At 68.5% G+C, this 23,083-nt stretch carries 22 protein-coding genes and 1 pseudogene; 10 read left to right on the top strand and 13 right to left on the bottom strand.

The window, feature by feature from the left end; translation table 11 throughout:
- Positions 1-247 precede the first annotated feature (247 nt).
- From ABZ193_RS29635 to ABZ193_RS29610, 6 genes and pseudogenes are all read left to right on the top strand, one after another.
- A complete protein-coding gene (locus ABZ193_RS29635) occupies positions 248-1,255 on the top strand; it encodes a helix-turn-helix transcriptional regulator (RefSeq protein WP_020417294.1) in 1,008 nt (335 codons plus the stop codon).
- Positions 1,256-1,334: 79 nt separating this feature from the next.
- Positions 1,335-1,556 (top strand): annotated as a pseudogene (locus ABZ193_RS29630) (transposase); the annotation flags it as partial.
- 362 nt (positions 1,557-1,918) lie between these two features.
- Entirely contained in the window at positions 1,919-2,155 is a 237-nt protein-coding gene (locus tag ABZ193_RS29625) for a hypothetical protein (RefSeq protein ID WP_020417290.1), read from the top strand.
- Positions 2,155-3,699 (top strand): sodium:solute symporter family protein, encoded by a 1,545-nt coding sequence (locus tag ABZ193_RS29620; RefSeq protein WP_354712310.1) that lies wholly within the window; start codon positions 2,155-2,157, stop codon positions 3,697-3,699. The genes ABZ193_RS29625 and ABZ193_RS29620 overlap by 1 nt, the downstream gene beginning before the upstream one ends.
- A gap of 49 nt (positions 3,700-3,748) precedes the next feature.
- A complete protein-coding gene (locus ABZ193_RS29615) occupies positions 3,749-4,636 on the top strand; it encodes an alpha/beta hydrolase (protein ID WP_354712309.1) in 888 nt (295 codons plus the stop codon).
- Positions 4,633-5,910: a DUF1116 domain-containing protein gene (locus ABZ193_RS29610; protein WP_354712308.1), complete on the top strand. Its 1,278-nt coding sequence runs from the start codon at positions 4,633-4,635 to the stop codon at positions 5,908-5,910. The genes ABZ193_RS29615 and ABZ193_RS29610 overlap by 4 nt, the downstream gene beginning before the upstream one ends.
- 58 nt (positions 5,911-5,968) lie before the next feature.
- Here ABZ193_RS29610 and ABZ193_RS29605 read toward each other — a convergent pair whose 3' ends face one another.
- The 3 genes from ABZ193_RS29605 to ABZ193_RS29595 all read right to left on the bottom strand — a co-directional run bounded on the left by ABZ193_RS29605 (position 5,969) and on the right by ABZ193_RS29595 (position 8,322).
- On the bottom strand, positions 5,969-6,334 hold the full coding sequence (locus tag ABZ193_RS29605) for a hypothetical protein (RefSeq protein ID WP_354712307.1): 366 nt from the start codon (positions 6,332-6,334) through the stop codon (positions 5,969-5,971).
- A gap of 222 nt (positions 6,335-6,556) precedes the next feature.
- Positions 6,557-7,426, bottom strand: coding sequence for an alpha/beta hydrolase fold domain-containing protein (locus ABZ193_RS29600; protein WP_354712306.1), 870 nt, complete (start codon positions 7,424-7,426; stop codon positions 6,557-6,559).
- Positions 7,423-8,322 carry an NAD-dependent epimerase/dehydratase family protein gene (locus tag ABZ193_RS29595; protein ID WP_354712305.1) on the bottom strand — a complete coding sequence of 300 codons (900 nt, stop codon included), beginning with the start codon at positions 8,320-8,322 and terminating at the stop codon, positions 7,423-7,425. The genes ABZ193_RS29600 and ABZ193_RS29595 overlap by 4 nt, the downstream gene beginning before the upstream one ends.
- Here ABZ193_RS29595 and ABZ193_RS29590 point away from each other — a divergent pair.
- Positions 8,309-8,761 carry a MerR family transcriptional regulator gene (locus ABZ193_RS29590; protein WP_354712304.1) on the top strand — a complete coding sequence of 151 codons (453 nt, stop codon included), beginning with the start codon at positions 8,309-8,311 and terminating at the stop codon, positions 8,759-8,761. The two genes, ABZ193_RS29595 and ABZ193_RS29590, sit on opposite strands and share 14 nt — an antisense overlap.
- A gap of 1,019 nt (positions 8,762-9,780) precedes the next feature.
- Here ABZ193_RS29590 and ABZ193_RS29585 read toward each other — a convergent pair.
- Both ABZ193_RS29585 and ABZ193_RS29580 read right to left on the bottom strand, forming a co-directional pair.
- Positions 9,781-10,125 (bottom strand): hypothetical protein, encoded by a 345-nt coding sequence (locus ABZ193_RS29585; RefSeq protein ID WP_157358483.1) that lies wholly within the window; start codon positions 10,123-10,125, stop codon positions 9,781-9,783.
- Between the two features lie 72 nt (positions 10,126-10,197).
- Positions 10,198-11,043, bottom strand: coding sequence for a helix-turn-helix transcriptional regulator (locus ABZ193_RS29580; RefSeq protein WP_354712303.1), 846 nt, complete (start codon positions 11,041-11,043; stop codon positions 10,198-10,200).
- A gap of 184 nt (positions 11,044-11,227) precedes the next feature.
- On the opposite strand from ABZ193_RS29580, the gene ABZ193_RS29575 reads away from it, so the two are divergent.
- The gene (locus ABZ193_RS29575; RefSeq protein ID WP_354712302.1) at positions 11,228-12,148 is read left to right on the top strand and encodes an aldo/keto reductase; all 921 of its coding nucleotides are present in this window, start codon (positions 11,228-11,230) and stop codon (positions 12,146-12,148) included.
- A gap of 48 nt (positions 12,149-12,196) precedes the next feature.
- Here ABZ193_RS29575 and ABZ193_RS29570 read toward each other — a convergent pair whose 3' ends face one another.
- Together ABZ193_RS29570 and ABZ193_RS29565 are read right to left on the bottom strand one after the other, a co-directional pair.
- Complete coding sequence (locus tag ABZ193_RS29570; protein ID WP_354712301.1) at positions 12,197-13,297, bottom strand: FAD-dependent monooxygenase; 1,101 nt, start codon at positions 13,295-13,297, stop codon at positions 12,197-12,199.
- A 23-nt stretch (positions 13,298-13,320) separates the two neighbouring features.
- Positions 13,321-14,793: an MFS transporter gene (locus ABZ193_RS29565; protein WP_354712300.1), complete on the bottom strand. Its 1,473-nt coding sequence runs from the start codon at positions 14,791-14,793 to the stop codon at positions 13,321-13,323.
- Positions 14,794-14,926: 133 nt separating this feature from the next.
- Between ABZ193_RS29565 and ABZ193_RS29560 the strand changes: the two genes are divergently transcribed.
- Positions 14,927-15,838: a helix-turn-helix transcriptional regulator gene (locus ABZ193_RS29560; RefSeq protein WP_354712299.1), complete on the top strand. Its 912-nt coding sequence runs from the start codon at positions 14,927-14,929 to the stop codon at positions 15,836-15,838.
- A 21-nt stretch (positions 15,839-15,859) separates the two neighbouring features.
- Here ABZ193_RS29560 and ABZ193_RS29555 read toward each other — a convergent pair whose 3' ends face one another.
- The 6 genes from ABZ193_RS29555 to ABZ193_RS29530 form a co-directional block, all read right to left on the bottom strand.
- On the bottom strand, positions 15,860-17,215 hold the full coding sequence (locus ABZ193_RS29555) for an MFS transporter (RefSeq protein ID WP_354712298.1): 1,356 nt from the start codon (positions 17,213-17,215) through the stop codon (positions 15,860-15,862).
- Between the two features lie 82 nt (positions 17,216-17,297).
- Positions 17,298-17,603 (bottom strand): DUF4387 domain-containing protein, encoded by a 306-nt coding sequence (locus tag ABZ193_RS29550; RefSeq protein ID WP_354712297.1) that lies wholly within the window; start codon positions 17,601-17,603, stop codon positions 17,298-17,300.
- Positions 17,600-18,970 carry an acyclic terpene utilization AtuA family protein gene (locus tag ABZ193_RS29545; RefSeq protein WP_354712296.1) on the bottom strand — a complete coding sequence of 457 codons (1,371 nt, stop codon included), beginning with the start codon at positions 18,968-18,970 and terminating at the stop codon, positions 17,600-17,602. Before ABZ193_RS29545 ends, ABZ193_RS29550 begins: the two co-directional genes overlap by 4 nt.
- Positions 18,967-20,394, bottom strand: a complete 1,428-nt coding sequence (locus ABZ193_RS29540; protein ID WP_354712295.1) for an MmgE/PrpD family protein — start codon at positions 20,392-20,394, stop codon at positions 18,967-18,969. The genes ABZ193_RS29545 and ABZ193_RS29540 overlap by 4 nt, the downstream gene beginning before the upstream one ends.
- Positions 20,395-20,396: 2 nt before the next feature.
- Positions 20,397-21,449 carry a TauD/TfdA family dioxygenase gene (locus tag ABZ193_RS29535; RefSeq protein WP_354712294.1) on the bottom strand — a complete coding sequence of 351 codons (1,053 nt, stop codon included), beginning with the start codon at positions 21,447-21,449 and terminating at the stop codon, positions 20,397-20,399.
- 81 nt (positions 21,450-21,530) lie between these two features.
- Positions 21,531-22,208 carry a GntR family transcriptional regulator gene (locus ABZ193_RS29530; RefSeq protein ID WP_354712293.1) on the bottom strand — a complete coding sequence of 226 codons (678 nt, stop codon included), beginning with the start codon at positions 22,206-22,208 and terminating at the stop codon, positions 21,531-21,533.
- 182 nt (positions 22,209-22,390) lie between these two features.
- Here ABZ193_RS29530 and ABZ193_RS29525 point away from each other — a divergent pair, with 182 nt between their 5' ends.
- Positions 22,391-22,999, top strand: a complete 609-nt coding sequence (locus ABZ193_RS29525) for a hypothetical protein (RefSeq protein ID WP_354712292.1) — start codon at positions 22,391-22,393, stop codon at positions 22,997-22,999.
- Positions 23,000-23,083 lie beyond the last annotated feature (84 nt).

Below are 23,083 nucleotides of genomic sequence, written 5' to 3'. Positions count from 1 at the left end.
TGTTACGACCTCTTATTCAAGACCTCAACCAGGCCAGGTAACGGGAAGGCTTGCCAGACAACCTCGGGACCCTTCAACACCCATGAGGTACGCCTCGCCGCCCTTCATGCGGAGGCGCGGCGACGACGGCCCCGATCAGGCTGACCGACATCCTGGACATCACAGCTAGAACAGCGCGACCCGACACGTGCGTCCTCAGTTCGCCTAGCATTGGTGTGTTCACGTGTGATGTGACCCGAGGTGCGAGATGCAGATCGAAGCGATACTTCCCGCCATGGCCACGAACGCTGCTGCTGATTCCGTCGAGGCCGATCTGGTACGTGAGCGAGCGGTGACGGCGATGCGGGTGCTGCGTGAACTCATCCCCTGGGAGGGGTACGCCCTCTCAGCCTGGGACGCCGTGTCAGGAACCCACCGCCACGTCACCCTGGCGAGTGAGGGTTACTCCGCACAGGTCCAGGCCCACATGAACGACGCCTTCGTGCAGGAGAATCCCGGTTTTCAGCTCTTGCACACCCGCGTACCTGACGCGCTGAGGTGGTCCGACCTCGCCCGTGACTGGCAGGTCGAGTTCTCCAAGACCTTCTCCGCCGAAGTGGTCTTGATCCCGGCGGGATTCAAGGAGGGCGCGACGATGTGCCTGCGGCTCCCGGACGGTCGCTACACCGGAGCGCTTCACGTCAGCTGGGCACGTCCACACGACGCCAGCGACGAGGCGCGACGCACCATCGAGGGTTTCCGGCCATTACTCGCGCAGGCGTGTGACCTGCTGAGCGCGCTCCCGGCCGAGCATCACGTGGGTCCCGACGCCCACGCAGTGGTCGTTTCCAGTACGGGGACGGTCTCGCAGATGCCCGGGCGATCGGCCGGACCGGTCCTCCTGGAGCACATACCCAACCGCGTGCTCCGCGACCTGGCCATGCGTGGCTCGGTTCGCCGGCGCTATCTGTGGGCAGGCCCGAAGGGGAGCTGTCACCGTATCGACGTCATCCCGTGCCGTGGTCAGGCGACGCTGATCAGCGAGGAACAGATCCCGTGGCCCTTCGACCTCAGCCCCCGGGAGGCCCAGATCCTGCACCTGGTGGCACAAGGATTCTCCAATCCGCGGATCGCTCGGGAGCTCTTCATCAGTCCACGCACGGTTTCCACCCATGTCGAGCACCTGCTCGAGAAGCTCGCATGCGAGTCGCGAGCCCGGCTCGCGGCGATCGCGGTCGGCGCCGACCTTGTTCTCCTCAACGCCACGGACGCCTGAGACAGTGTTGTGAAGCCGGGTGATCACCTCGGCGTGGCAGCGGTGGTAGTTGTCAGGATTTGGTGATCATTTCGGTCGGGTGGGTGTCTGTGGCTGCAAGCCGGCCTATGACTCGTCGGTGACCGACGCGCAGGAGGTGATCGAGCCGTTGCTGCCCCGGCCAGCGGCGGTGCTGTGTGGTCGCTCGCATGTGTACTCACGCCGGTTGATCGTCGACACGATCTCCTAGTGCTGGTCAGCGGGTGCGCGTGGCGGCTGGTCCGCACGATCGGGGTCGTGGAGCATCGCCTACCAGTGGTTTCTCGGTGAACAGATTGGCTACGACGCCGGGAAACGCGTCCGGACCGCAAACGCCACTGGCTCATCGACCCTCGGCCTGATGCTGCACGGGACTCCTCGACGAGTTCGGTCGACGACACCCGCCAGGCGCGCAGGTCAGCGCCGAGCTGTCGCAGGTCGAGGTCAGGGAAACGCCCCGCGCCAGTGGCGGAGGATTCGGCTCAGTGACCGGAGCGGCAGCGTGACTCCAGTGAGGCCGGAGAGCCCTGCTGAAGCCTCAAGTCCCGAATACGTCAGTCGACCGATGCCCCTCGATCGAGCCGATTCCTACGCTCAAGGTCTCGACACCAGCAGTTCACGCCCTGGTCGACGAAGTGAGGTTTCATGGAACGCACGAAGGATGAACAGCGGCCTTCGGGCACCGTGCTGTTCGGCGCTTTGTTCGCGCTGGTGTACGCGGTCGCACTGGCACCGCCGGTGTACATCACGCTCTCCCGGCAACATGGGAGGTTGCTCTCGATCCCAGCGTCGGTTTGGTACATGCTCCTGGTCTCCGCGGCCGCGATCGCCGTGACCTACGGGCTCTGGCTGCTCGAGCGCCGGCGGGGGGTGCTTGACTGATGATCATCACCTTCGGCTCCCTGGCCCTGTTCTTCGCCGTTATCGTCGGTGTACTGCACCTCACCAAGCGACGTCGCGACATCGCGTCCTTCAGCGACTACGCGGTTGGGGAGCGCTCTTTCTCCAGTTGGTTCGTGTCGATGGCCTACACCAACTCGTGGTGGCCCGGATCGACGTTCACCGCCGTGTTCGGCCTGATGGTGGCCAGCGGTCTGGTCGGTCTGTACTTCCTTGTCTACTCCGTCCTCGGCGTCCTGGCGATGTACTTCATCGCACGCCCGGTCTGGAAGTGGGGCAAGCAGTTCGACCTGCGTACCCAGGCGGACCTGCTGGCTCTGCGCTACAACAGTCCTGCGCTCAAGCTCGTCGCCAGCGCTATCAGTGTCGTCGCGCTCCTCCCATGGCTCATCCTGGGGCTGATCGCTATGGGCGCCGTCATCCAGTGGGCGTCGCTGGGACACCTCTCGGTCGCCGACTCGATCCTTATCGGCATCCTCGTTCTCGTCGTCCGCCAGTTCTGGACCGTGCAGATGGGCATGCGCGGACTGATCGTGACCGACATGGTCCAGGGGATCGTGGCCTATCTGGGCTCGGCCGTCCTCTGCCTGGGCCTGCTCTTCTTCTACTTCGATGGTCTTTCGAACCTCGACCGCCTGAGCGAGAGCCAGCTCAGCCTGCCCGGCTTCGGATCCGAGAACGGCGGCTTCTACTACTTCGGCATCGTCGCGGCCGGCATCATCGGCAGCTTGTGCTGGCCCATGATCTTCACCCGCATCTACACCGCGGCCAGTGTGCAGGAAGTCAAGAAGGGATCCCTGCAGACGATGGTCATCGGCTTCGGGTTCTTCGTGCTACTCGTCGCAGTTGCGCTGTGCGCGGCACCCCTTCCCTTCGCCGCGAAGGAGCCCGTCTCGGCGTTTTTCGCGGTCTCGCAGGATGCGGGCGGCACGTGGCTGCTGGCGTGCTCGTTGGTCGTCGTCTTCGCTGCCGGCATGGGCTTCGTCGACGGCGTCACCCAGGCCATCGGCACACAGGTCGCCAACGACATCGTCGGGGTCATCCGCCCCCTGCGTGACAAGCAGGAGCTCTACCTGGCCAAAGGTGCGATGGGAGTGAGCGCGATCATCGCCGCCGTCATCGCCTACCGGATCTATGACTCCCCGAACCTGGCAGGCGTCACGCAGCTGGCCTACCAAGCAATCATCCAACTGGCCGTTCCGATCTTCGGCGGACTCGTCTGGCGCCGCGGCACCAAGGCAGGAGCGATCACAGGGCTCTTGACAGGTGCTTTGGTGGCGCTCGTGCTGACGGTGCCCTACATGGACGTCGGTGGTGCCGTTCCATGGCTGGGCGGCCTCGGTTCCGGACTGGTGGGCCTGGTCGCCAACCTGGCTGTGTTCGTCGCCGTCAGCATCGCCCGCCCGGACGACGCCGCAGAGCGTCACAGGGTCGACCAGCTCTTCCGAACGGCGCGATCACGTACCGCCCCAGCCGGCCCGTCGGCTCCGGGACCTGTCACCAGCCCGCTCTCGGACCCGGTCTGAACCCCAACCCAGTCACCATCGACGTCCCGCACAACAGGAGACACGATTCATGAGCACCATCGCGCACACCATTGACATCCCGCACCTCGGGGGCTCGGTGATCGGTGCCACCTTCGGCAAGCCTCATGATCCTGAACTGCCCACGCTGGTCATGATCAACTCGTACACCACCTCCGCCGACCTGTACCGGCCGCAGTTCGCAGACCCGGTGCTGAACGGGGCGGTGAATCTCCTCGCTCTCGAGCCATTCGGGCACGGCCGCACCCGGGCGGGGTACGAGCACTTCACCTACTGGGACAGCGCAATCGCCAACCTCCAGGCGCTCGCGGCCTTGGGCATCAGCGAGGCATTCGTGCTGGGCACCTCCCAGGGCGGATGGATCGCCGTCCGCATGGCACTGATGGCGCCCCAGGTCGTCAAAGGGCTGATCCCGCTGGGCACGTCGCTCGATACCGAGAGCCAGCGCACCCGCGATCTGGGCTGCTGGGACGGTCCGCAGTTCTGCACACCCTTCATCGACGCATTCGCCGATCCGGTCGACTCTGACTGGGTGGTGCCGGACCAGTTCGTGGACGACACCTTCGACGCGGCACTCGGCGGTCTGACCGACGACGAGCGCAGGTTCTGGCTCAAGACATATCGGACGAACTACGCCGGCGACGCCGGCCGGCACCGTCTTCGCCTGTGCACGATCAACCTGCGCGATCGCGACGGTCTCCACGGCCGGCTGGATGAGGTGCGACCGCCGGTGCTGTGGCTGCACGGCACCGCCGACCAGGTCTACTCGGTCGCCAACGCCGAACAGGAAATCAAGCTCTTTACGCGCTCGGCCGACGCCAGGCTCGAGGTGATTGACGGCGGGCACCACTTCCTGAGTGCTTCGAAGCCGGATCAGGTCAACGCGGCCGCCACCAAGTTCATCTCGAGGTGGGCATGACGAGCGCGCACGTCGCCGGCCAGGCTCCGAGAATCGACCGCGAGGGAGCCAACGACGCGGCGGTCGCGGCCATGCTGGCTGTCGACCCGATCCTGGTCGACGTCGCCCCAGCACTCGAAGCCCTGCCGGGCATGACGCCGCACACGATCCTCGTCTCGGGAGCGCCGTTGGAGTGGGCGCAGTACACCGGTGGTCAGCGTCGGGCGGTCCTCGGAGCGGCCGTGTTCGAGGGGCTCGCCGACTCGCTTGCGGAGGCAGACGCCTTGCTGCATGAGGGGAAGATCATCGTCCGGCCCTGCCATGACCACGGCTGCGTCGGCTCCGTCACGGGCGTCACCTCGGCCTCCATGCCGGTGTGGGTTGTGGAGGATCCGGTCACCGGCGGGCGCGGGCACTGCCTGCTCTATGAGGGCAGCGAGCGTCAACGCTTGACCTACGGAGTCTGGAACGACGCAGTGCACCGGCGCCTGATCTGGTTGCGAGAGGTCTTGGCTCCGCAGCTGTCGGCGGGTCTGCGGCATGTCGGCGGGCTGCGACTGAGCCCCATCATCCGCCGCGCTCTGGGCATGGGGGACGATCTGCACAGCCGTAACACCGCCGCTACCGCCATCCTGTATCAACAGCTGAGCGGACCGGTCCTCGACGCCAACGGGCTCGGCGCTTCTACGCGTGAGGTTCTCGACTTCCTTGGTCAGAACGACTTGTTCTTCCTCCACATCGCTATGGCGACGGGCAAGTGCATCGCTGATCGCGCCGCGGGGATGGTGGGGAGCACCATCGTGACTGCCATGACGCTCAACGAGAAGCAGTTCGCGATCCGCACCGCCGGCACAGGACGACGCTGGTTCCGGGCGCCGATTCCTCCGCTGCGGGCGAAGTTGTTCGACGGCCTCAGGCCCGAGGACACGGCGTTCATCGGCGGTGAAAGTCTCATCACCGAGACGATCGGCCTGGGCGGCATGGCTGCAGCTGCGGCCTTCTCCCTCCAGGACTACAGCGGCGGTTCGGTCGATCACATGGTGACGACGACGAACGCGATGTACGACATCACGCACACCGAACATCCGACATGGAAGATTCCGTACCTAGCCTTCCGAGGCGTCCCGTTCGGGATCGATGCGGCACAGGTAGCCGCGTCCGGCATCACGCCGAGCATTCATATGGGCGCAGCACTCCGCGAAGGTGGTCACGCTGGCGCGGGACTCCTGATCGCGCCAGCAGAACCGTTCCAGGAAGCGGCCAAAGCGTTGCAGGCGGCCGGGTCTTCCCGGTGAGCTAGGCGAGGGTCAGACGCGGACGGAGGTTGCGGGCAGCATGCTTGCGGGCGAGGGGTTACTCACCCGGCAGGTTCCTCCCGCACCGCGGCGTGCGGCCCGCTGCAGTGCCGGCTCTTCTTGTGCGCCGAACAGCAGGGAAATCGGGCGGTTCCAGCGGGGACCGCCGAGTTTTCGCCGCCCGCGCCCGGTTCGCCGCGTCAGACATCGCGGTAGGTGCGCAGGTCGATGGAGGGGCGCTTGCCGCGCCCCTCCACCTGTGGCCGGCGACCAGGAAGTTGTCCGGGCCGGCTCCCACTCCGATGTCGGGCGTCGGCCGTCCGCCCGACACCGCGTCGATCCCGGCGGCTTCCTTGGCCAGCAGGGCCGTCGGCCAACTCGGGGCGATCAGGACGTGGCTGAGCAACTCGATCCGATTGGTCACCGCAGCGGCCGCGGCAGGCTGGCCTGGCGGTGAACCGACGGGTGACGAGGTCGTCGTGGACCGGTGGTCCCGCTGTGCGGGGCAGGCGACGTTTCTTGGCGAACAGGCTCCGGATCCGCTGCTCGCGGCACAGGCGGGCGACCGGTTGTGGCAGTTCGACGCGCAGGGTGTTCGGCGCCGGTGCCCTGCAGCCGAGCCGGCTGTGCCTCGCACGCCTGCTGCCTACCGCAGGAGGCGGGCGATGTGGACACGGGTCGTTTTCGCTTCGGGGATCGGCATCAGCATCCAGTCGTGCACCACACCGGCGGTCTCTTCGACGGTGACCTGCGTGCCGGGGGCGTCTCGGGCGAGGTCGGCGAAGCGGTGAGCATCCGGGTTCAGGAGGTCCCTGGTGCCGGTGAAGACAGTGATCGCGCCGAGGTGGTCGACCCGGGCGTGAACGGGGCTGACCAGTGCACTGTCGGGCCCGTCGGGGCCCGCGTAGCTGGAGGCGAGAGCGCGGATGTGGTCGAGCTTCAGCAGCGGATCGTGGGGGGCGATGCGGGCGCTTTCTGGATTAGCGAACGTGAGGTCGAACGTAGGGGACAGCAGCACTGTCGCATCCGGCGCGGGGGACCCCTCGGCGAGGGCGACAAGGAGGTTCAGGGCCATTGTCGCTCCCGATGAGTCGCCGACGAGCGCCGTCGGCACCTCTTGTGCGGTCGCCAGCCACAGGTCCGTGAGGACCGGGGTGATGTCGCGGTGGGTGACTGCTGGAACGAGGGGGAAGATCGGTACGACGAAGGTCCGCGAGGTGCCGACGGCGAGGTCGGCGACGAGGTTCCAGTGCCGGGCCTGGATTTCCGCTGCCCACGCCCCGCCATGCAGGTAGAGGGCTTGCTTCCCGGAGGACGTTTCCGGCGCGAGCGTGAACACCGGCCAGTCGCGGAATGTGCTCCGCGTTATGGTGACCCTCTTCTTGAGAGACGGCGGCGGCGAGTACTGGGCCGCGGTGCTCGGCTCCTTGGTGAATTTCTCCGGGTTGAACTGTTCTCGAGCACGCATGACCGTCATGGCGCCGGCGAGCAGCCGGCTCCGCAGGCTCGGACTCATTTCGCGGCGGCCTCGGTGTAGGACCCGGAACGGACGTCGTCGATCAGCGATCGCGGCGCGGGACTCCAGCCGAAGGTGTCGCGGGCCTTGGCGGCGTCGAGGCCGCTCGTCGTCGTCAGGATGCGGGCGGCCGGTCCGAAGCTCTGTTCCGCGATCTCGAGCGGAACGGATGCGACCGGCTTTCCGGTCAGGTCTCCGATCGCTTCAGCGAGCGCTCGGAACGTGAACGGCACGGCGCCGACAGCGTTGTAGATGCCAGCGGCCGGGCGTTCGAGAGCCGCGACGTACAGATCGGCGAGGTCGTCGACGTGGACGGGGGTCCACGCGTTCTCCCCGTCTCCGACGTAGATCGACGTGCCGGTGTGCTGGGCGGACTGGATCAGTCCCGTCACGAGTGCGGAGCCACCGCGGCCGAAGACCAGCCCGGCGCGGAACACGATGCCGGAGATGCCCGCCGCACCGCAGACGATGCGTTCAGCTGCGACCTTCACCGGCTGTGCGCTGACCTCCGGCAGAACAGCATCCTCCGACTTGTCCTGATCCTCCTCGAACCCGTAGACCAGCCCGGTGCTGGTGAATACGAACGGCTTCCGGACAGTCCCGGACGCGGCGCCGTCGACCAACGCCTTGACCGCGGCCAGCTCCATCGCCGTCGATTCGTCGGTCATCGCGTAGTCGACCGCTGCGTGAATGACGGCATCGGCGGCTGCCGCAGCGCCGGCGAGGACGGTGGTGTCGCTGAGCGACCCAGCCACAGGTGTGGCACCCGCTTCGTGCAGGCGTGCGGCGCTGGCGTCCGAGCGGGCAAGGGCTGCGACGTCGTGCCCGGCCCTGACGAGGTGCTCGACGAGGACGGTGCCGAGGTAGCCCGTCCCTCCAGTGATGAAGACCTTCATGATGATTCCGTTCCTCAGCGGTTTCGCGGTGGAACATCACGCTAAACTCTTACATCAGTGTCAATGTCAAGTGGAAGCGAGCGTGGGCATGAAGATCGGCGAGCTGAGTCGGGCTTCCGGAGCGAGTCCGAGGTCCCTGCGATACTACGAGGAACTCGGCTTGATATCGTCCGTCCGGCAGCCCAATGGGTATCGCGACTATGACGAGACAACGGTGGGTGTGGTCTCGACCATCAAGTCGCTGCTAGACCTGGGGTTTCCCATGACACTGATCGAGCGCGTCCTGCCGTGCACGGGCGACGCCGGTCCGCTCGAAGGGGAGTGCTCTGGCATCATGGCCCGGGTGGCAGAGATCCGCGACGAGATCGATGACAAGGCTCGTCGACTTCTCAAAACCCGGGATGCCCTCACCGCGTTCCTGAGCCAGCAGCCGTCCTGATCGTTCACGTCCGCGCTCACGATCCGTCGCCGGTGCTTCGAGCGGAGTGAAGAGCAGTCAGGCGAAGGCAGCCACGTGGATGTGGCGCAAGGCTGCGGAGCATCGCGTTGACCCGGCTACCGACCGGCCCTGCACCGAGGCGAGCACGCCCCCCCCCCGCTCGGCGCAACCGGACCCCGTCGCGTGTCGACCTGGTGATCTTCACCGTCCGCGCTGAGCTTGTTCGGGCTCCAACCCGTGCGCGAAGCCCCTGGGCTGATGAGCCACGGGCATCACCTCCACCAGGCACCCTGCCAGGCCGGATCAGCGGGGTCGGCCCACGGCTCATTACTTCGCCGATCACCGGGGCCCGCCGCTCGGTCAGCGATCCCGCCGATATCGCCATCTACGTCTGTTTCGGTCCCACTGAGACGTGTTTGGCGGAGTTCGCCCACTGCCACGCCGGCGCCTCCGGAGTGGTCCCATAGCAGGTGGGCGTACGGATCTTCCAACGCTATGCCGCCAACGGTCTTCAGGGCTGAACGAGACTGTGATGCCAACAGAGGCCAATGTGGACGCGTGAAAGCCCAATCGCAACCGACGATTGTCGCCTGCTCCGGTCTGCCCGACGAGTGCTGATAGACCGGTTGCTCCATTGGCCGTGTCACGGTCGCACAAGGAAGCGGCCCTGAACCCGTGGGGACATGGTGGAGGACGGTCTCTTCGAACGCTTCCCCAAGCCGGACATCGTTCTGGGGCAGCACGTCGTACCGCGTCCCGCCGGCCTCGGAGGGCAACTTCGGGCCGGTTCCGGCGCGGCGGACAGCGCGGAAGTTGTGCTTCACTGGCGGTCATGCGGCCAAGCCCGACACCACGGTGGATCCCGTCGTGATTACCTCATCCCGAACACGGCCGGCCTCGGAATAAACGTACGCAGTTACTCCCTCGAGGTCCGCAAGCTGGATCAAGGAGGCAGTCGAACGCATAGCGTCCCGCTGTTGATCAGCGATCCCGACGCGACGGCCGTGACAGTGGGGGGCCTACGAAGAACACTTCTGGCGGGAGTGTCTGCTGCCGATGCCGTTGGTCACCGCCAGCGCAGCCTGGTCACTGTGACATCGGCGGTGGCGAACTGCATGGGACTTTTCTTCCGGGTCCCGGCGTTCACCTCCTTCCACATCCTGTCGGATTCCCGCAACAGGTCCCGGTAAAGATGTGATGTCCTCGATCCCGTACGACTGACGGGCGGTGATGGAGGCGGTGCGGGCTTCGGCGGGGTTCAGGAAGTCGATTTCTTCCTGAATGAGCCGGTTGCCGGCATGTTCGATGGCGGCTCCCAGGCGTTTCATTTCGTGAAGCACGTGGCGATGGCGGTCGTACTCCACCGCGGCGAGCGCGGTCGTCGATCGAGCATGCGATGGCGATTTCGGGCATGCGGGGGCCTTTTCTGAAACGCCTTACGAGGTCGTGTGGAAGTCCTGGGTGCCGATGACGCGCAGCAGTTCCAGCTTCTCGGCGGCGTCGGTGCCTTCGAGGGGGAAGAAGGCGAGGAGGTTGAGGTCCGCGTCGGGGGTGAGCATGACCTCGCAGCGCAGCTCGATCGTCCCCACCTCGGGATGAATGGTGCGCTTGAGGTCGGAGCGGCGGACGCCGACCTCGTGCCGCTGCCACAGTTCGCGGAACTCGTCACTGGCCTCGATCAGATCGTTCACCAGGGCGGTGACGTCGGCGTCGCCACCACGTCGGGAGTACGTGGCGCGCAGGTCGGCGACGTGTACCGCGGCCAGGCGCGCCCAGTCTTCTTCGGGGACGCGAGCCCGTCCCGCAGGGTCGGTGAACATGCGCCAGACCATGTTGCTGTCGCGGCCGGGTGCGGTCTCCCCGTAGCCCAGCAGAGCAGTGAGCAGACTGTTCCTCCACACGATCTCGCCGAGGTCGGTGTAGATGCAGACGGGCACATCGTCGAGACGACTTGCGAGGGCGATGAGCCCTGGGCGGATGTGCCGTCCGGCTCGGCGCGCAGGTGCCGGGTACCCGGCGAGGTGGAGCAGGTGGTCCCGTTCGTCCAGATCACATCGCAGCGCCCGTGCCAGAGCGGCCACGACGGTTTCCGACGGGGCCGACCCGCGCTCCTGCTCGAGCCGGGCGTAGTGGTCCGTGGAGATGCCGGCCAGCTGCGCGACCTCTTCACGCCGCAGACCCGGCGTCCGACGGCGAGCCCCGGCGGGCAGGCCGACATCGGCCGGCCGCAGGCGTTCCCGCCTGCGACGGAGGAAGTCCGCGAGCCCGTGCCGATCGATCATTCCTCCACTATCGCCCGCGCCAGGCGCGATAGCCAGGGACGGCCTCTCCGTGGATACACCGCGCCTGGTCGGCGCACGCGCGGCCGGAGAGGCTGATGGCATGACCGATTCACCTTCCGCGATGCTCCACATTCGCCACCTCGGACGCAGCGGCCCGGCCGTCTCCTCACCTGGTCTGGGTTGCATGGGAATGTCAGGCGCCTACGGGCACACCGACGACGACGAAAGCGTCCGCACCATCCACGCCTACCTCGACGCCGGCGGCACGCTGCTCGACACCGGGGACTTCTACGCCGCCGGCCACAACGAGCTCCTCGTCGGGCGTGCCCTGCGCGAGCGCAGCCGTGACGACGCCGTGCTCTCGGTGAAGTTCGGCGAGCTGCTCACCCCAGGCGGAATGCCGGCCGGGGTGAAGGACGCCCGCCCTGCCGCGGTGCGCAACTTCCTCACCTACTCGCTGCGGCGGCTGGGCACGGATCACGTCGACATCTACCGTCCCGCCCGGCTCGACCCCCAGGTGCCGATCGAGGACACGATCGGTGCGATCGCGGAGCTGGTCGAGCAGGGACACGTCCGGCACATCGGTCTGAGCGAGGTCGGCCCCGACACCATCCGCCGGGCCGCGGCCGTCGCGCCGATCAGTGACCTGCAGATCGAGTACTCGCTGCTCAGCCGGGACATCGAGGATGAGACCCTCGCTGTCTGCCGCGAGCTCGGCATCGGCATCACCGCGTACGGGGTCCTGGCCAAGGGTCTCATCGGTGGCAGCGGCGGGACCGGCGGCGCCTTGCCGATGATGCCGCGATTCCGGCCGGGCAACCGCGAGCACAACGAAGCGTTGGTGTCCGCCCTGGGCGAGATCGCCGAGGCGAAGCAGGCCACGGTCGCGCAGGTGGCCATCGCCTGGGTCGCCGCCCAGGGCGAGGACATCGTCCCGATCATCGGGTCGCGCCGGCCAGGGCAGATCGAGACCATGATCGCCAGCACGGCGGTCACGCTCGACCGTGCGGACCTGGCCCGCATCGACGAGCTCATCCCGAAGGGCGCCGCCAAGGGCGCCCGCTACCCCGAACAGCACATGCCGGACCACGGCGCCGAAGGCTAGGGGCCCGCGGGCACGGGTTCGACGGTCCACATCGGACAGTCGGCGGGCTCATTGTGCGGCGCCACGGGGCGCGAACGAGTTGCTGAAGCTCTGCCCCGAGCGAACGAGCTGGCGAGCGGCATCGAGCCGCGCTGCCTCGTAGCGGCGCAGCGCGTCGGAAACGCTGGCCCGATTCCCGCCGAGGGCGTCGGCAAGGGCGAGGGCGTCCTGGGCGGACGCGTCGAAGCCGCTGCCGGTCATCGGCGAGGGCAGGTGGGCGGCGTCGCCGACAAGGCACACCCGCCCGGAGACGAGCCGGTGCGGCAGGTACTCGCCGATCGGCGTGCCGATCACCGCTCGACGGCGGATGCAGTCGACGATGGCGTCCCGCCACGGGCTGGGCCAGATTTCCCGTGCCTCGTCGGCGAGTTCGTCGAAGGTCGCGTCGGGCACGTCAGCCGCTCGAAGCGTGCACTGGACGACATCGTCGACCACGGCTCCGCGAGCGCGCAGGAGGTCGTTGCGACTGGAGTCGTACCACCCCCAGCCGATCCGCCGCTCGCCCCTGGCGACGGATCCGTCCGCTCCCGGCAGGTAGTAGGCGTTGAGGCAGTAGTCCCGTTCGTAGAGGATCGCGAGGTCCGTTGGCCACGGGCGGGACCGGATCTCGCGTTCGTTGACCAGCCCCAGCCAGATCACGTATCCGGAGAAGGTCGCGTCGGGCGCCTCGGGGACGACGTGGCGGCGGACGACGCTCGCGTGTCCGTCCGCCCCGACGACGAGATCCGCGCGCACGAACTCGCCGTCGTCGGTGACGACCCACGCCGATCGCTCGTCCTGGCCCACCTCGGTCACCCGCACCGGCGACCGCAGGGAGATGCCGGGGTCGGCCTGCGCGGCGGAGCTGAGGCCGGCGTGCACGTCGGCCCAGGCCTGGCCGCCCGACGGGAGGGCGTCTTTCCCGTCGGGCGAGCGCCGGCCCGTCAGGCGCTCCAGCAGTCCACCGCTCACGGGCAGGGCGGCGCCGGTCCGGACCTTCCGGGTCGAGCGCTCCAGCATCGTCACCCGCAGCCCGGTGCGGGACAGGGTCAGTGCGGTCATCAGCCCGGCCAGCGAGGCTCCGACGACGATGGCGGAACCACGTGTCGCCGGCTGGTGGTGTTTCGTCATCTGCGGTCTCCTGGATCTGCCGGTCACCGTGTGCCCGCGCGCACTTCGTCGGTTTCGGTGTCGTGGGATGGGCGCAGTGCCCACGCGGTCAGAATCGCTCCGACGAGTGCGAGCACGCCCAGTCCGATGACGACGACGTGCAGTGCGTCGGCGAACGCCTGTCCGGTGGTCACCGGCACCGGCCTGCCTTGCACCGCGGCGACCGCTTCCGTGGCCGAGGTGCGGGCGGCGGTGACCGAGATGAGCACCGCGGCGGTGGCCGCCACCGAGAGCGACTCGCCGGTGATCCGCATCGTGTTGAACATTCCCGCCGCCGATCCGGCCTTGTCCACGGGAACCGTGCTGACAGCGGCGTTGTCCATCACCGAGAAGGCCATCCCGACGCCGACGCCGAAGAGCAGGAGGGGCAGTGCGGAGATCCACGTCGGGGTGCCGCGCTCCAGCACGACCAGCCCGAAGCTTCCGGCGGCGATCAGGACCGGGCCGGCGACCAGCAAGGTCCGCATCGACCAACGGGACGTCAGCCATCGGGCCGCCAACGGCACCAGCAGCACCGGGACCTCCAGCGGTGTCAGCTCGACCGCGGCTCGCCACGGGCTGGCGCCGCCGCTCTGCAGGAACACGGGCAGGAAGACGTTCAGGGCGGCCAATCCGAACGTCACCGAGAAGGGCAGGCACATCAGCGCGGTGAACGCGGGACGGCGGAACAGGCGGACGTCGAACATCGGATGGCCGCTGCGGAGCTCGACCAGGACGAACGCGCCGAGCAGAAGGAGCGTCGCCGCGAACGCCAGCAGAGCCCACCCGTTCGACCACCCGGCCTCACCGGCCTGGATGAACCCGAGGGACAACACGAGCAGCGCGCCGCCGAAGCAGGCCATGCCCGGCAGGTCCGGGCGCGGCGCGGACGGGTCGCTGGACGCCTGTGTGTACCGGGAAGCGACGAAGGCGATGGCGGCGCCGAGTGCGATCACCACGAAGATCGACCGCCACCCCAGTGGAGCGAGTGCGCCGGCGACCAGGGGGCCGGCGGCGGTGCCGCCACCGAAACTGGCCCCGAGCAACCCGAACACGCGAACTCGCCGCGGCCCGGAGGTGGCGTGCGCGAGCACGGCCGAGCCCGCGGAGACCGTGGCGCCGGCAGCCAGGCCCTGGACACCTCGTAGCACGTCGATGACCAGGATGTCGGACGAGACCGCGATCAGCGCCATCGCCAGGCCGAACGTCGCGATGCCGACGCGCAGCACGAGCCGCCGCCCGAAGCGGTCCGCCAGGCTACCGGTGGCGAGCACGGTCGCGGCGAAGATCGCGTTGTAGGAGTTCTGCACCCACTGGGTGCCTGCTGAAGAAGCGTTCAGGTCGGCCGCCATGTCCGGCAGGACGATCGCCGGTCCCGTCACGGCGAACGGCAGGAAGAAGGAAGCGAGAAGGACGGCGCCGATCGACGCCCGGGTCGCGGCCGGCGAGATCGTCGACGCACGGGGATCTGAATCCATGCTTTCAGCGTCGAAGATCCGGGAGCGTCTATTCAGGACCGGTATGTGCCACGGGTCGCCCGACCAGGGTGCCGGCGTGCCTGGGTACTCGCATGACCACCCAATGCCGGACTCTCGATGGCAGACTGGCGAAATGACCGCGAGCACGCCTGGCGACTGGAAGTCCGAGCTGGGGGAGTTCCTGCAAGCTCGACGGGCCGCCGTGTCGCCGGCCTCGGCCGGGCTGCCGGACACCGGCCGACGCCGGGTGCCGGGGTTGCGCCGCGAGGAGCTGGCCGCTCTCGTCGGCGTGTCGACGGACTACTACGTGCGGCTCGAGCAGGGCCGGGGTGGCCGCCCCACCGAGTCCCTGCTCGATGCCATCGCCCGTGTTCTGCTGCTCGACGACACGCAGCGCGCCCACCTGTACGACCTGGCACGTCCCCGGCCCCGGCCCTCCCGGCGCGCGGTCAAGGACCGCATGCCCGACTTGACGCGCCAGTTCCTGGAGACCCTCACCGTGCCGGCGCTCGTCATGACCCGCACGATGCAGGTGATCGGCTGGAACCCGCTCGCGTGCGCCGTCTTCACCGACTACGCGGCCCTGCCCGAGGCCGAGCGGAACTCGGCGTGGCTGCTGTTCCTGGACGAAGAGATAGCGGCCCGGCACCGGGATTGGGAGGCGTCGGCACGCGGCACCGTCGGCATCCTGAGGAAGACCGCGGGCGAAGACCCTGGCAACCCCCGGCTGGCCGCGCTGGTCGGCGAACTGGCTGTCCGAAGCGAGACGTTCCGGCGTCTCTGGGCGGAGCACCACGTCTTCGAGAAGACCACCGGGGTCAACCTCCTGCGGCATCCCGACGTCGGTGACATCGACCTGTCCTACGTCGCCTGGACGACGCCCGGTGCGCCGGACCAGATGCTGGTCACCTACATGGCCGAGCCAGGATCGAAATCCGCGGAGGCCCTGCGGATCCTCGGCTCGATGGCTGCCTCGGACCAGGTGGCCGGCGGCGCGGTCCGCACTCGACGACCAGTGCGCCCGGAGATCGAAACTCGCGAGTAGCGCCGCCTGCCACCTGGGATGTCAGCGCAGCGACCGGTTGCGGGTGTTCTCGCCGAACACGCCGATGACCACCGCCGTGGCCAGGGAAAACAGCGCTGTGGTCAGGAAGACGCCGACGAAGCCCGTCATGCCGTAGATCGCCGCGACGAGCGCCGCGCCGCCGACGCCCGCCAGCCGCCCCGCCCCGTTGGACAGGCCGGCGCCGAATCCGCGGAGCGTGGTGGGGAAGACCTCCGGGAGGTAGGCGTAGATCGTGACCGCGTTCGACTGCAGGAACATCGTGATGAGGAATCCGACGACGATGGTGGGCCAGAGCGCGTCGGCGAAGGCGAAGACGGCCATCAGGGCGGCGATCGTCACGGAGGTGGTGGCGAGGACGTGGCGGCGCTGCCAGCGGTCGGTCACCAGCATGCCGACGAGCGCGCCGAACGGCGGTGCGATGGAGAGGATGGTGGTGATGGTCAGCGCGGTGTCGGTCGAGTGGCCGCGCTCGACGAGCAGGGTCGGCACCCAGGAGTTGAACCCGTAGAACGCGACGATGCCGAACATCAGCGTCAGCGCCGTGACGATGGTGATGCGGCGCTGGGACCCGGTGAAGAGCTCCGCCATCTTGCCGCGCGCGGGCGGCGCCGACGGAGCGGTGAGCACTGGCGGTGGCAGCTCGCCGGAGTAGTGCGCTTCCAGGCCGGACACGATGCGGGAGGCCTTCTCGTCGCGGCCGCCGGCGATCAGCCAGCGAACGGACTCCGGCAGCAGGAACATGCCGAGGACGGCGGGGATGAGGCCCACCGCGCCGACGACGAACACCCAGCGCCAGGCCTGCGGGTCAAGCGGGATGATCAGCTTGGCGGCGACAGCGGCGAACGGCACCCCCAGCAGACCCACCCCCAGCACGGCCGCTTGGCTGCGCCCGCGGACCCTGGTGGGGTACATCTCCGCCACGTAGACGCTGAGCACACCGACGACAGCCTGGATCCCGAGGCCGGACAGGCCACGGAACAGGCTCAGGACCACGAAGTTCGGGGCGAGCCCGCACAGGATGGAGGCGACGGAGTAGAACAGCGTCCCGGCGATGATGATCCGCTTCCGGCCGAACCTGTCGGCCAGCCGGCCCCCAAGGAGGGCCCCGGCGAACGAACCCAGGAGCGACAACGACGTCAGGTTGCCGATCTGGGAGATCGACAGCCCCCAGTCCTGCCGCATCGCCGGGGCGGCGTAGGCGAGCACGCTGTTGTCGACGGTGTCGCCGAAGGACAGCAGACCGAGCAGCGGCAGCCATCTCCAGTGCGGCCGGGTCATCCGGGGGAGCCGGTCGAACCGGGCGATGAGGTCCGCGCCGCGGTTTCCGGGTGTCACAGGGGCGGTGGGAACGTCCACGAGAATCCTCCTCGTTGAGGAATGGGGACCGGCTGGCCGGGCGACGGTGGCACCGCCGGTTTCGGAGGTGGCTCGCCGGGGCTCAGACGGCCAGGTCGAGCAAGGGGACGAACTGCTGTCCGCCGTGCATGTCGCGGTCGTCGCGGGCGCCCTGCGTGGTGGGGCGCGGGAACGAGACCTTGACGACGTGCAGCTCGGGGACGGGGAAGACGAGCACGGTCGCGGGGTCGACGTCGTAGGTCGTGCCGAGCACCGCGCGGTCGGTGAGGCCGGAGGCCACCGCCCGGTCGAAGGAAGCCCGGTCGGGCAGGAAGACGTCGACGGTCAGCCAGAACGGGCCGGCGTTCTTCGAGCGGACGTGTGTCGCGATGTCCCGGAGCCGGGTCACGGTCCCACCTCCGAGTGAACGGTGCGGAACAGGTCTCGCTCGTCGGCCACGTCGACCGCGTGCTGCAGCACGAACTCGAAGGACTCGCCCCGCGCGGTCTCCGCGGGGGAGCCGACGAACGCGAACGTCGGGAAGGGACTGTCGTCGTCGAGCGGGAGGTGCAGCATCATCGGGTTGGCGAACTTCGCCAGGTCGTCGGCCGTGGCCTGGTCCGGGGCGGTCACGGTGAGCAGGATGCCGACCTCGCGGGGCGGGGTGCCTCGTTCGGGCTCGGCCGCACCCAGTACGGCGTCGTGGCCGAAACGGCGCAGCGAATAGTCGTATTCACCGGGAGCCAGCCCGAAGGTCGAGGGCACGTGCTTGTCGAGGTAGGCGATCAATCGCCGGCACCAGTCGTCGAGCCTGCCGAGGATCTCCGGGTCGCGGATCCCGGTGATCAGCTGAGCCTGGAACCCCGTCGAGGCGGCGCCTTCCAGCTTGATGGTCGGCTGCTCGGCCGGTTCGAACCGGGAGCCTTCGACCCGCACCCGGCGCTCGTCGAGCGCGGTGTAAACGGCGTCGCTCGTGTTCAGCGTGCCGACGGGCTCGCGGAGGCGGAAGGGGTCGGCGTTCTCGTACAGCATGTGTGCGGCGACGCTGCGCGTGGTGCACCGGGCGTGCACCGCGAGCGGCTCCACGGTGAAGCCGGTGTCGTCGACGGTCACCAGGACGCCGCCCGCCCTCGGGTTTTCGGTGCAGAGACCGCCGCATTCGGCGATCTTCGCCGCGTGCCACGCGGGGCCCGGGGGCAGCCCGCGCAGCAATGGCAGCACCGCCGCCAGTGCCGTGTCGGTGGAGCGGCCGGCGAGGACGATCTCCGCGCCGTCGCGGAGCGCGTCGGCGAGCGGTTCGTGTCCCATCAGCCCGACGATGTGCCGGCACCGGGCCACGGTCTCCGGCCGCAGGGGCTCGGCCGTGCCGAGCGGGTGCACCCGGCCCTGGGCGAGCAGGTCGGCGATGCGAGCGGGGTCCTGTTCGCTGTAGACCCGGGCGATTCGCCGGCTGATCCCCAGGTCGGCGCAGATCCCCTGGACGATCTCGTGGACCCACTCGACGCCCGCGTCGCATCCCGAGGTGCCGCAGGATCCGACGACGAGGGGGATGTCCGCCTCGTGCGCCGCGGGCACGAGCACCCGCAGGTCTCGTTCGACGGCGGCGCGGGCGGTCTTGGCCGTCGCGGTCCCCAGGTAGTGGGGGCCGGAGTCGGTCGAACCGCCGTCGACGGCGATGATGTCGGCGCCGAGTTCGATGCCGCGGGTCACGGTCTCGGGCGGGAAGCCGCCGCCCAGCATGCCCACCGGGAACAGCACCCGGATCGGGTCGGTCATGGTGTCACTTTCGCGTTGGTGGGACGGTGGACTTCGGCGAGCCGCATGAGCTCGCGCACGGTGGTGCCGCTGTCGGGGAACCGCATCACCGCCTCGCTCAGCGCGGTCACCCGGTCCGCGGGCAGCACCCGCCCGGCGCAGTCCGTGAACTTCTGGCGGAGCAGGGACGGGTCGACCGGCGCGTTGCTGCCGGAGCCGTGCGGACCGCGGGTTGCGTTGAGCACGGTCCCGTCGGACTGTTCGGTTCGGACGGTCGCGGTGAACGAGTTCGCCGGTCCACCGGGAGCGGCCGGCTTCACTCGAACCCGGCCCATCAGCTTGAGGGTGGCGGGGTCGTGGTGGGCGTTGCCGTCGAAGTCCGCCAACGCGACGGTTCCGGCGAGCAGAGCCCGGGACGTCACGTACTGCAGGCTGAACTTTCCCGACAGGGCTTCGGTCAGCACCGGGCGGTCGGTGTGCGGCATGCGGTTCGGATCCACGGTGATCTCGACGGCTTCGACGCGGCCCGCGTCGAAGCCCGGTGAGCGGCGGATTTCCCTGGCCGCCTCGATCGCGCCGTGGGTGCTGTGGCAGCAGGCGTAGAGCTTGATCGGGTTGTGCTCGGAGCAGACCAGCGGCGGCCCGGACAGCCCGGCGACGATCCGCTCGGAGTCGAACCCGTCAGGTCCGGTGTAGACGGTGAGGAAGCCCTGCCGGTGGTCGAGCGCGCCGGGGTTGGCCGTGTAGCCCGTCGCCGCGAGCTTGGCGCCGAGGATCCCGTTGCGGACGGCCTGTCCGACGTGCAGCGGCTTGGTCATCGTGCCGAAGTTCGCCTTCACCCCCGCCGAGTGGGACACCGCGACCGCCATCGCGATCGCGGTGTGCTCCGTGGACAGCCGGAGCAGCCGCGCGGCCGCCGCCGCGACTCCGATGACGCCGATTGTCGAGGTCGGGTGCCAGCCGCGTTGGTAGTGCGCCGGGTTCAGCCCGTACGCCAGCCGGATCATCACCTCGTAGCCGGCTGCGTAGGCGACTGCGACGTCCGGCACGGACGCGTCGGTCTCCTCGCCGAGGGCGAGGAGCGCGGGAACGAGCATCGCCGAGGGGTGCCCGCCCATGGCGGAGTTGCCGTCGTCGAAGTCCAGGGCGTGCGCGGCGACACCGTTGAGGAGCCCGGCGTCCAGGGCGGGGACGCGCTCGGCGGTGCCGAGCACGAGGCTCCCGTTCTCGCTCGCGGCGATTCCGGCGGCGGTGCGGATCGCGGCGATCCCGGGGAATCCGGAGCCGGCGAGGGCGACGCCCAGCGTGTCGGTGAACGCCGTGCGGACGAGCTGCCGGGCGTGGTCGTCGAGGTCCTCGATCCGGTACGCGCTGATCCGCTCGGCCAGCGCGGGCAGGATCGCGACGGCGGCTTCGGTGGACGTCGTCTCGGGGTCGGTCGGCATGCTCAGGGCTTCTCGGCCTTGGTGACGAAGACGGGATTGTCGACGCGCGCGGGGAATCCGCCGCGCGGGACGCCGGGCCGGACGTCGCCGTAGAACTCCTTCATGCCCTCGCTCAGGGGTCGTGAGTTCGCGGGCGCCAGCCACAACCGCAGCAGGTGCCGCTTGCGGTCCTCGTCTTCCCAGTCCTCGAACTCGGTCCGCGCGTGGTAGACCACGTGGTTGTTGAGGAACTGGAAGTCGCCGGGCTCGAACATCATCGAGGTGTGGAATCGCGGGTCGTCGTTGAGCGAGATCAGCAGGTTCATCGCCTCGGTCTGCGCGTCGGTCAGGGGCGGCACGTCGTCGAATTCCTGAGCCGACCAGATGTGCGGCGCGACCCAGCGGGAGGAGAAGCGGCCGTCTTCGATGCTGAAGATCGGCTGCCGGTAGTACGGTTTCTGGCCGGGCTGCTCGGAGCCCTTCCAGGAGTGGTAGAAGGGCTGCTGCAGCACCTCGAACAGATCGGGGCGGGTGCGGGCGATCTCGTCGGCGACGGCGACCGAGCTGCAGAACAGGCTCCGCCCGCCGCTCTTGGCCGTCCGCAGCACGAACAGCGCGACGACGTCGGCGCTGTCGGTGTGGAAGCCCAGGCCTTCGCGCGACATGTACCCCCGACCGGTCTGGGTGATGGCGGACTGGCCGAAGTCCCGGACGTCACCGAGCACGTCGCCCTTGAAGCTCTGCGAGCGCGCGGAGCCCATGTGCAGGCCGATGCCCCAGAAGATCAGCCGCAGCTCGTCCTTGGTGAACCGCTCGACGGGCAGGCCCCGGAGCACGAACAGGCCGAGGTCGTTCTCCAGCCGATCGAGGGTGAGGGCCAGCGCGTCGTTGAAGATGTCGAGGGGGAACGTCTCCTTGGTCAGCGTCTCGATCGTGGCCCCGGCGGCCTTCGACGCGGCGAGCGCGTTCTCGATGTCCTTGATGTCCGCCGGAGTGAGCCGGTAGATCCACCGGCTCTGGTCCTCCAGGTCGGCGGGCAACCAGGCCAGGTCCTTGCTCAGCGGTGAGTAGGTCACAGGCGCTCTCCTTGCTCTACGATATCTGCAACATGCTATAGCAAATAGAAGACGAGCCGATGCTTGTTGTCAAGAGGCGAATCAGTCGAGGTCGGCGCTGAGCAGCAGACGCCGGGACGACTCGAGCTGCTCGCGCGTCAGCTGTTCGACGCGATCGGCGTCCCGGGCGCGGAGGGCGTCGACGATTTCGCGATGGATCTGCAGGCGGGTCATCCGCTCCTCGGCGGACCACTGCTCGATCAGGCGGATGCGGCGTGCTCGCCCGAACACGCCGGCGCTCGACGCCAGGGAGTCGAGGAAGGCGTTGGCCGCGACCCGGCGGAGCACGGCGTCGAAGCGGTCTGCGGCCTGCTGGGCGGCTTCGGGGTCGGCCACGGACCGGCTCAGTTCGTCGACGATCTTGGCCAGCTCGTCCACCTGGTCGTCGGTGATCTTCTGCGCGGCGAACCGGGCGAGCGCGCCGCGCAACAACGATTCGGCGTAGAGCAGCTCCCGGATCGTCTCCGCCGAGTGGTTGGCAACGGCGAGCGAGCGCGCCGAGTGGCGTTCGATCAGGTGTTCCTGCTCGAGCCGGCGCAGCGCCTCCCGGACCGGGGTGGGGCTCACGCCGAGCATGAAGGCCAGATTGCGTTCGGTGAGCTTCTGGCCGGGGGTGAGGGCTCCGCTGGCGATGCTCTCGCGGATCTGCTGGTACGCCTGCTCGGCGAGGGATTCGTGCCGCTCGAGGGACGACAGGGGGTTCCCGGCCGAGTCGGTCACGGTACAGCTCCTCGCGGTCCGGCGCCGCGATCGTCGAGCGGCGCGAGTTCAGCCACATGCTATAGCCAACCTGCAGTAGCGGGCCCGGGCCGTGGGCACGCGCGGTTGCGAAGACGCCTTTGACCAAGCGATGCTATTTGCTATAGCGTCCGGGAGTCCGCTGCCCAAGCCTGGAGGTCCGGATGACGCGCGGCGTCGAGCATCGCTACTTCTACGTCGGCGGCAGGTACTGCCGCAGCGCGGGCAAGACCTCACGGGTCGACCAGGCCTACGTCCAGCACCTCGCGCCGCTGGATGGCCGCGCCGCCTACCCGATCGTGATGATCCACGGAGGAGGGTTGACGGGTCTGTGCTGGGAGTCCACTCCGGACGGACGTGCCGGCTGGGCGGACTTCTTCGCTCGGCGCGGGTTCCCCACCTACGTCATGGACCAGCCCGCGCGCGGACGTTCGGCGTGGTCCCCCGAAGAGCACGGGGACCTGATACACCCGGAAGCCGGACGGATCGAACGGCACTTCACGGCGATCGCCGACTTCAACCTGTGGGAGCGGGCGAAGCTGCACACCAGGTGGCCCGGCAGCGGCCGCGTGGGGGACCCTGTGTTCGACCAGTTCTTCTCGTCCATGGTGCCGTTCGTCCGCGACCGTCACCTGTCGGAGCGATTGGCCACTGCCGCCGGAACAGCGCTGCTGGACGAAATCGGTCCGGCCATCCTGATGACTCATTCCCAGTCGGGGCCGCATGGCTGGCACATTGCCGACGCGCGCCCGGATCTGGTTAAGAGGTCGTAACAGAATGATCTTGGTGTGGTTTGATGTCTCCCGTTGTTGATCTTGTGTCGGGAGGTTGTTGGTGGCGCAGCGTAGGCCGTGGGA

The organism is Amycolatopsis sp. NPDC006125, from assembly GCF_040614195.1.
GTDB classification, from domain to species: domain Bacteria; phylum Actinomycetota; class Actinomycetes; order Mycobacteriales; family Pseudonocardiaceae; genus Amycolatopsis_E; species Amycolatopsis_E tucumanensis.
Note: the sequence above shows the minus strand (reverse complement) of the source record. Positions and strands in the feature narration are given on the sequence as shown.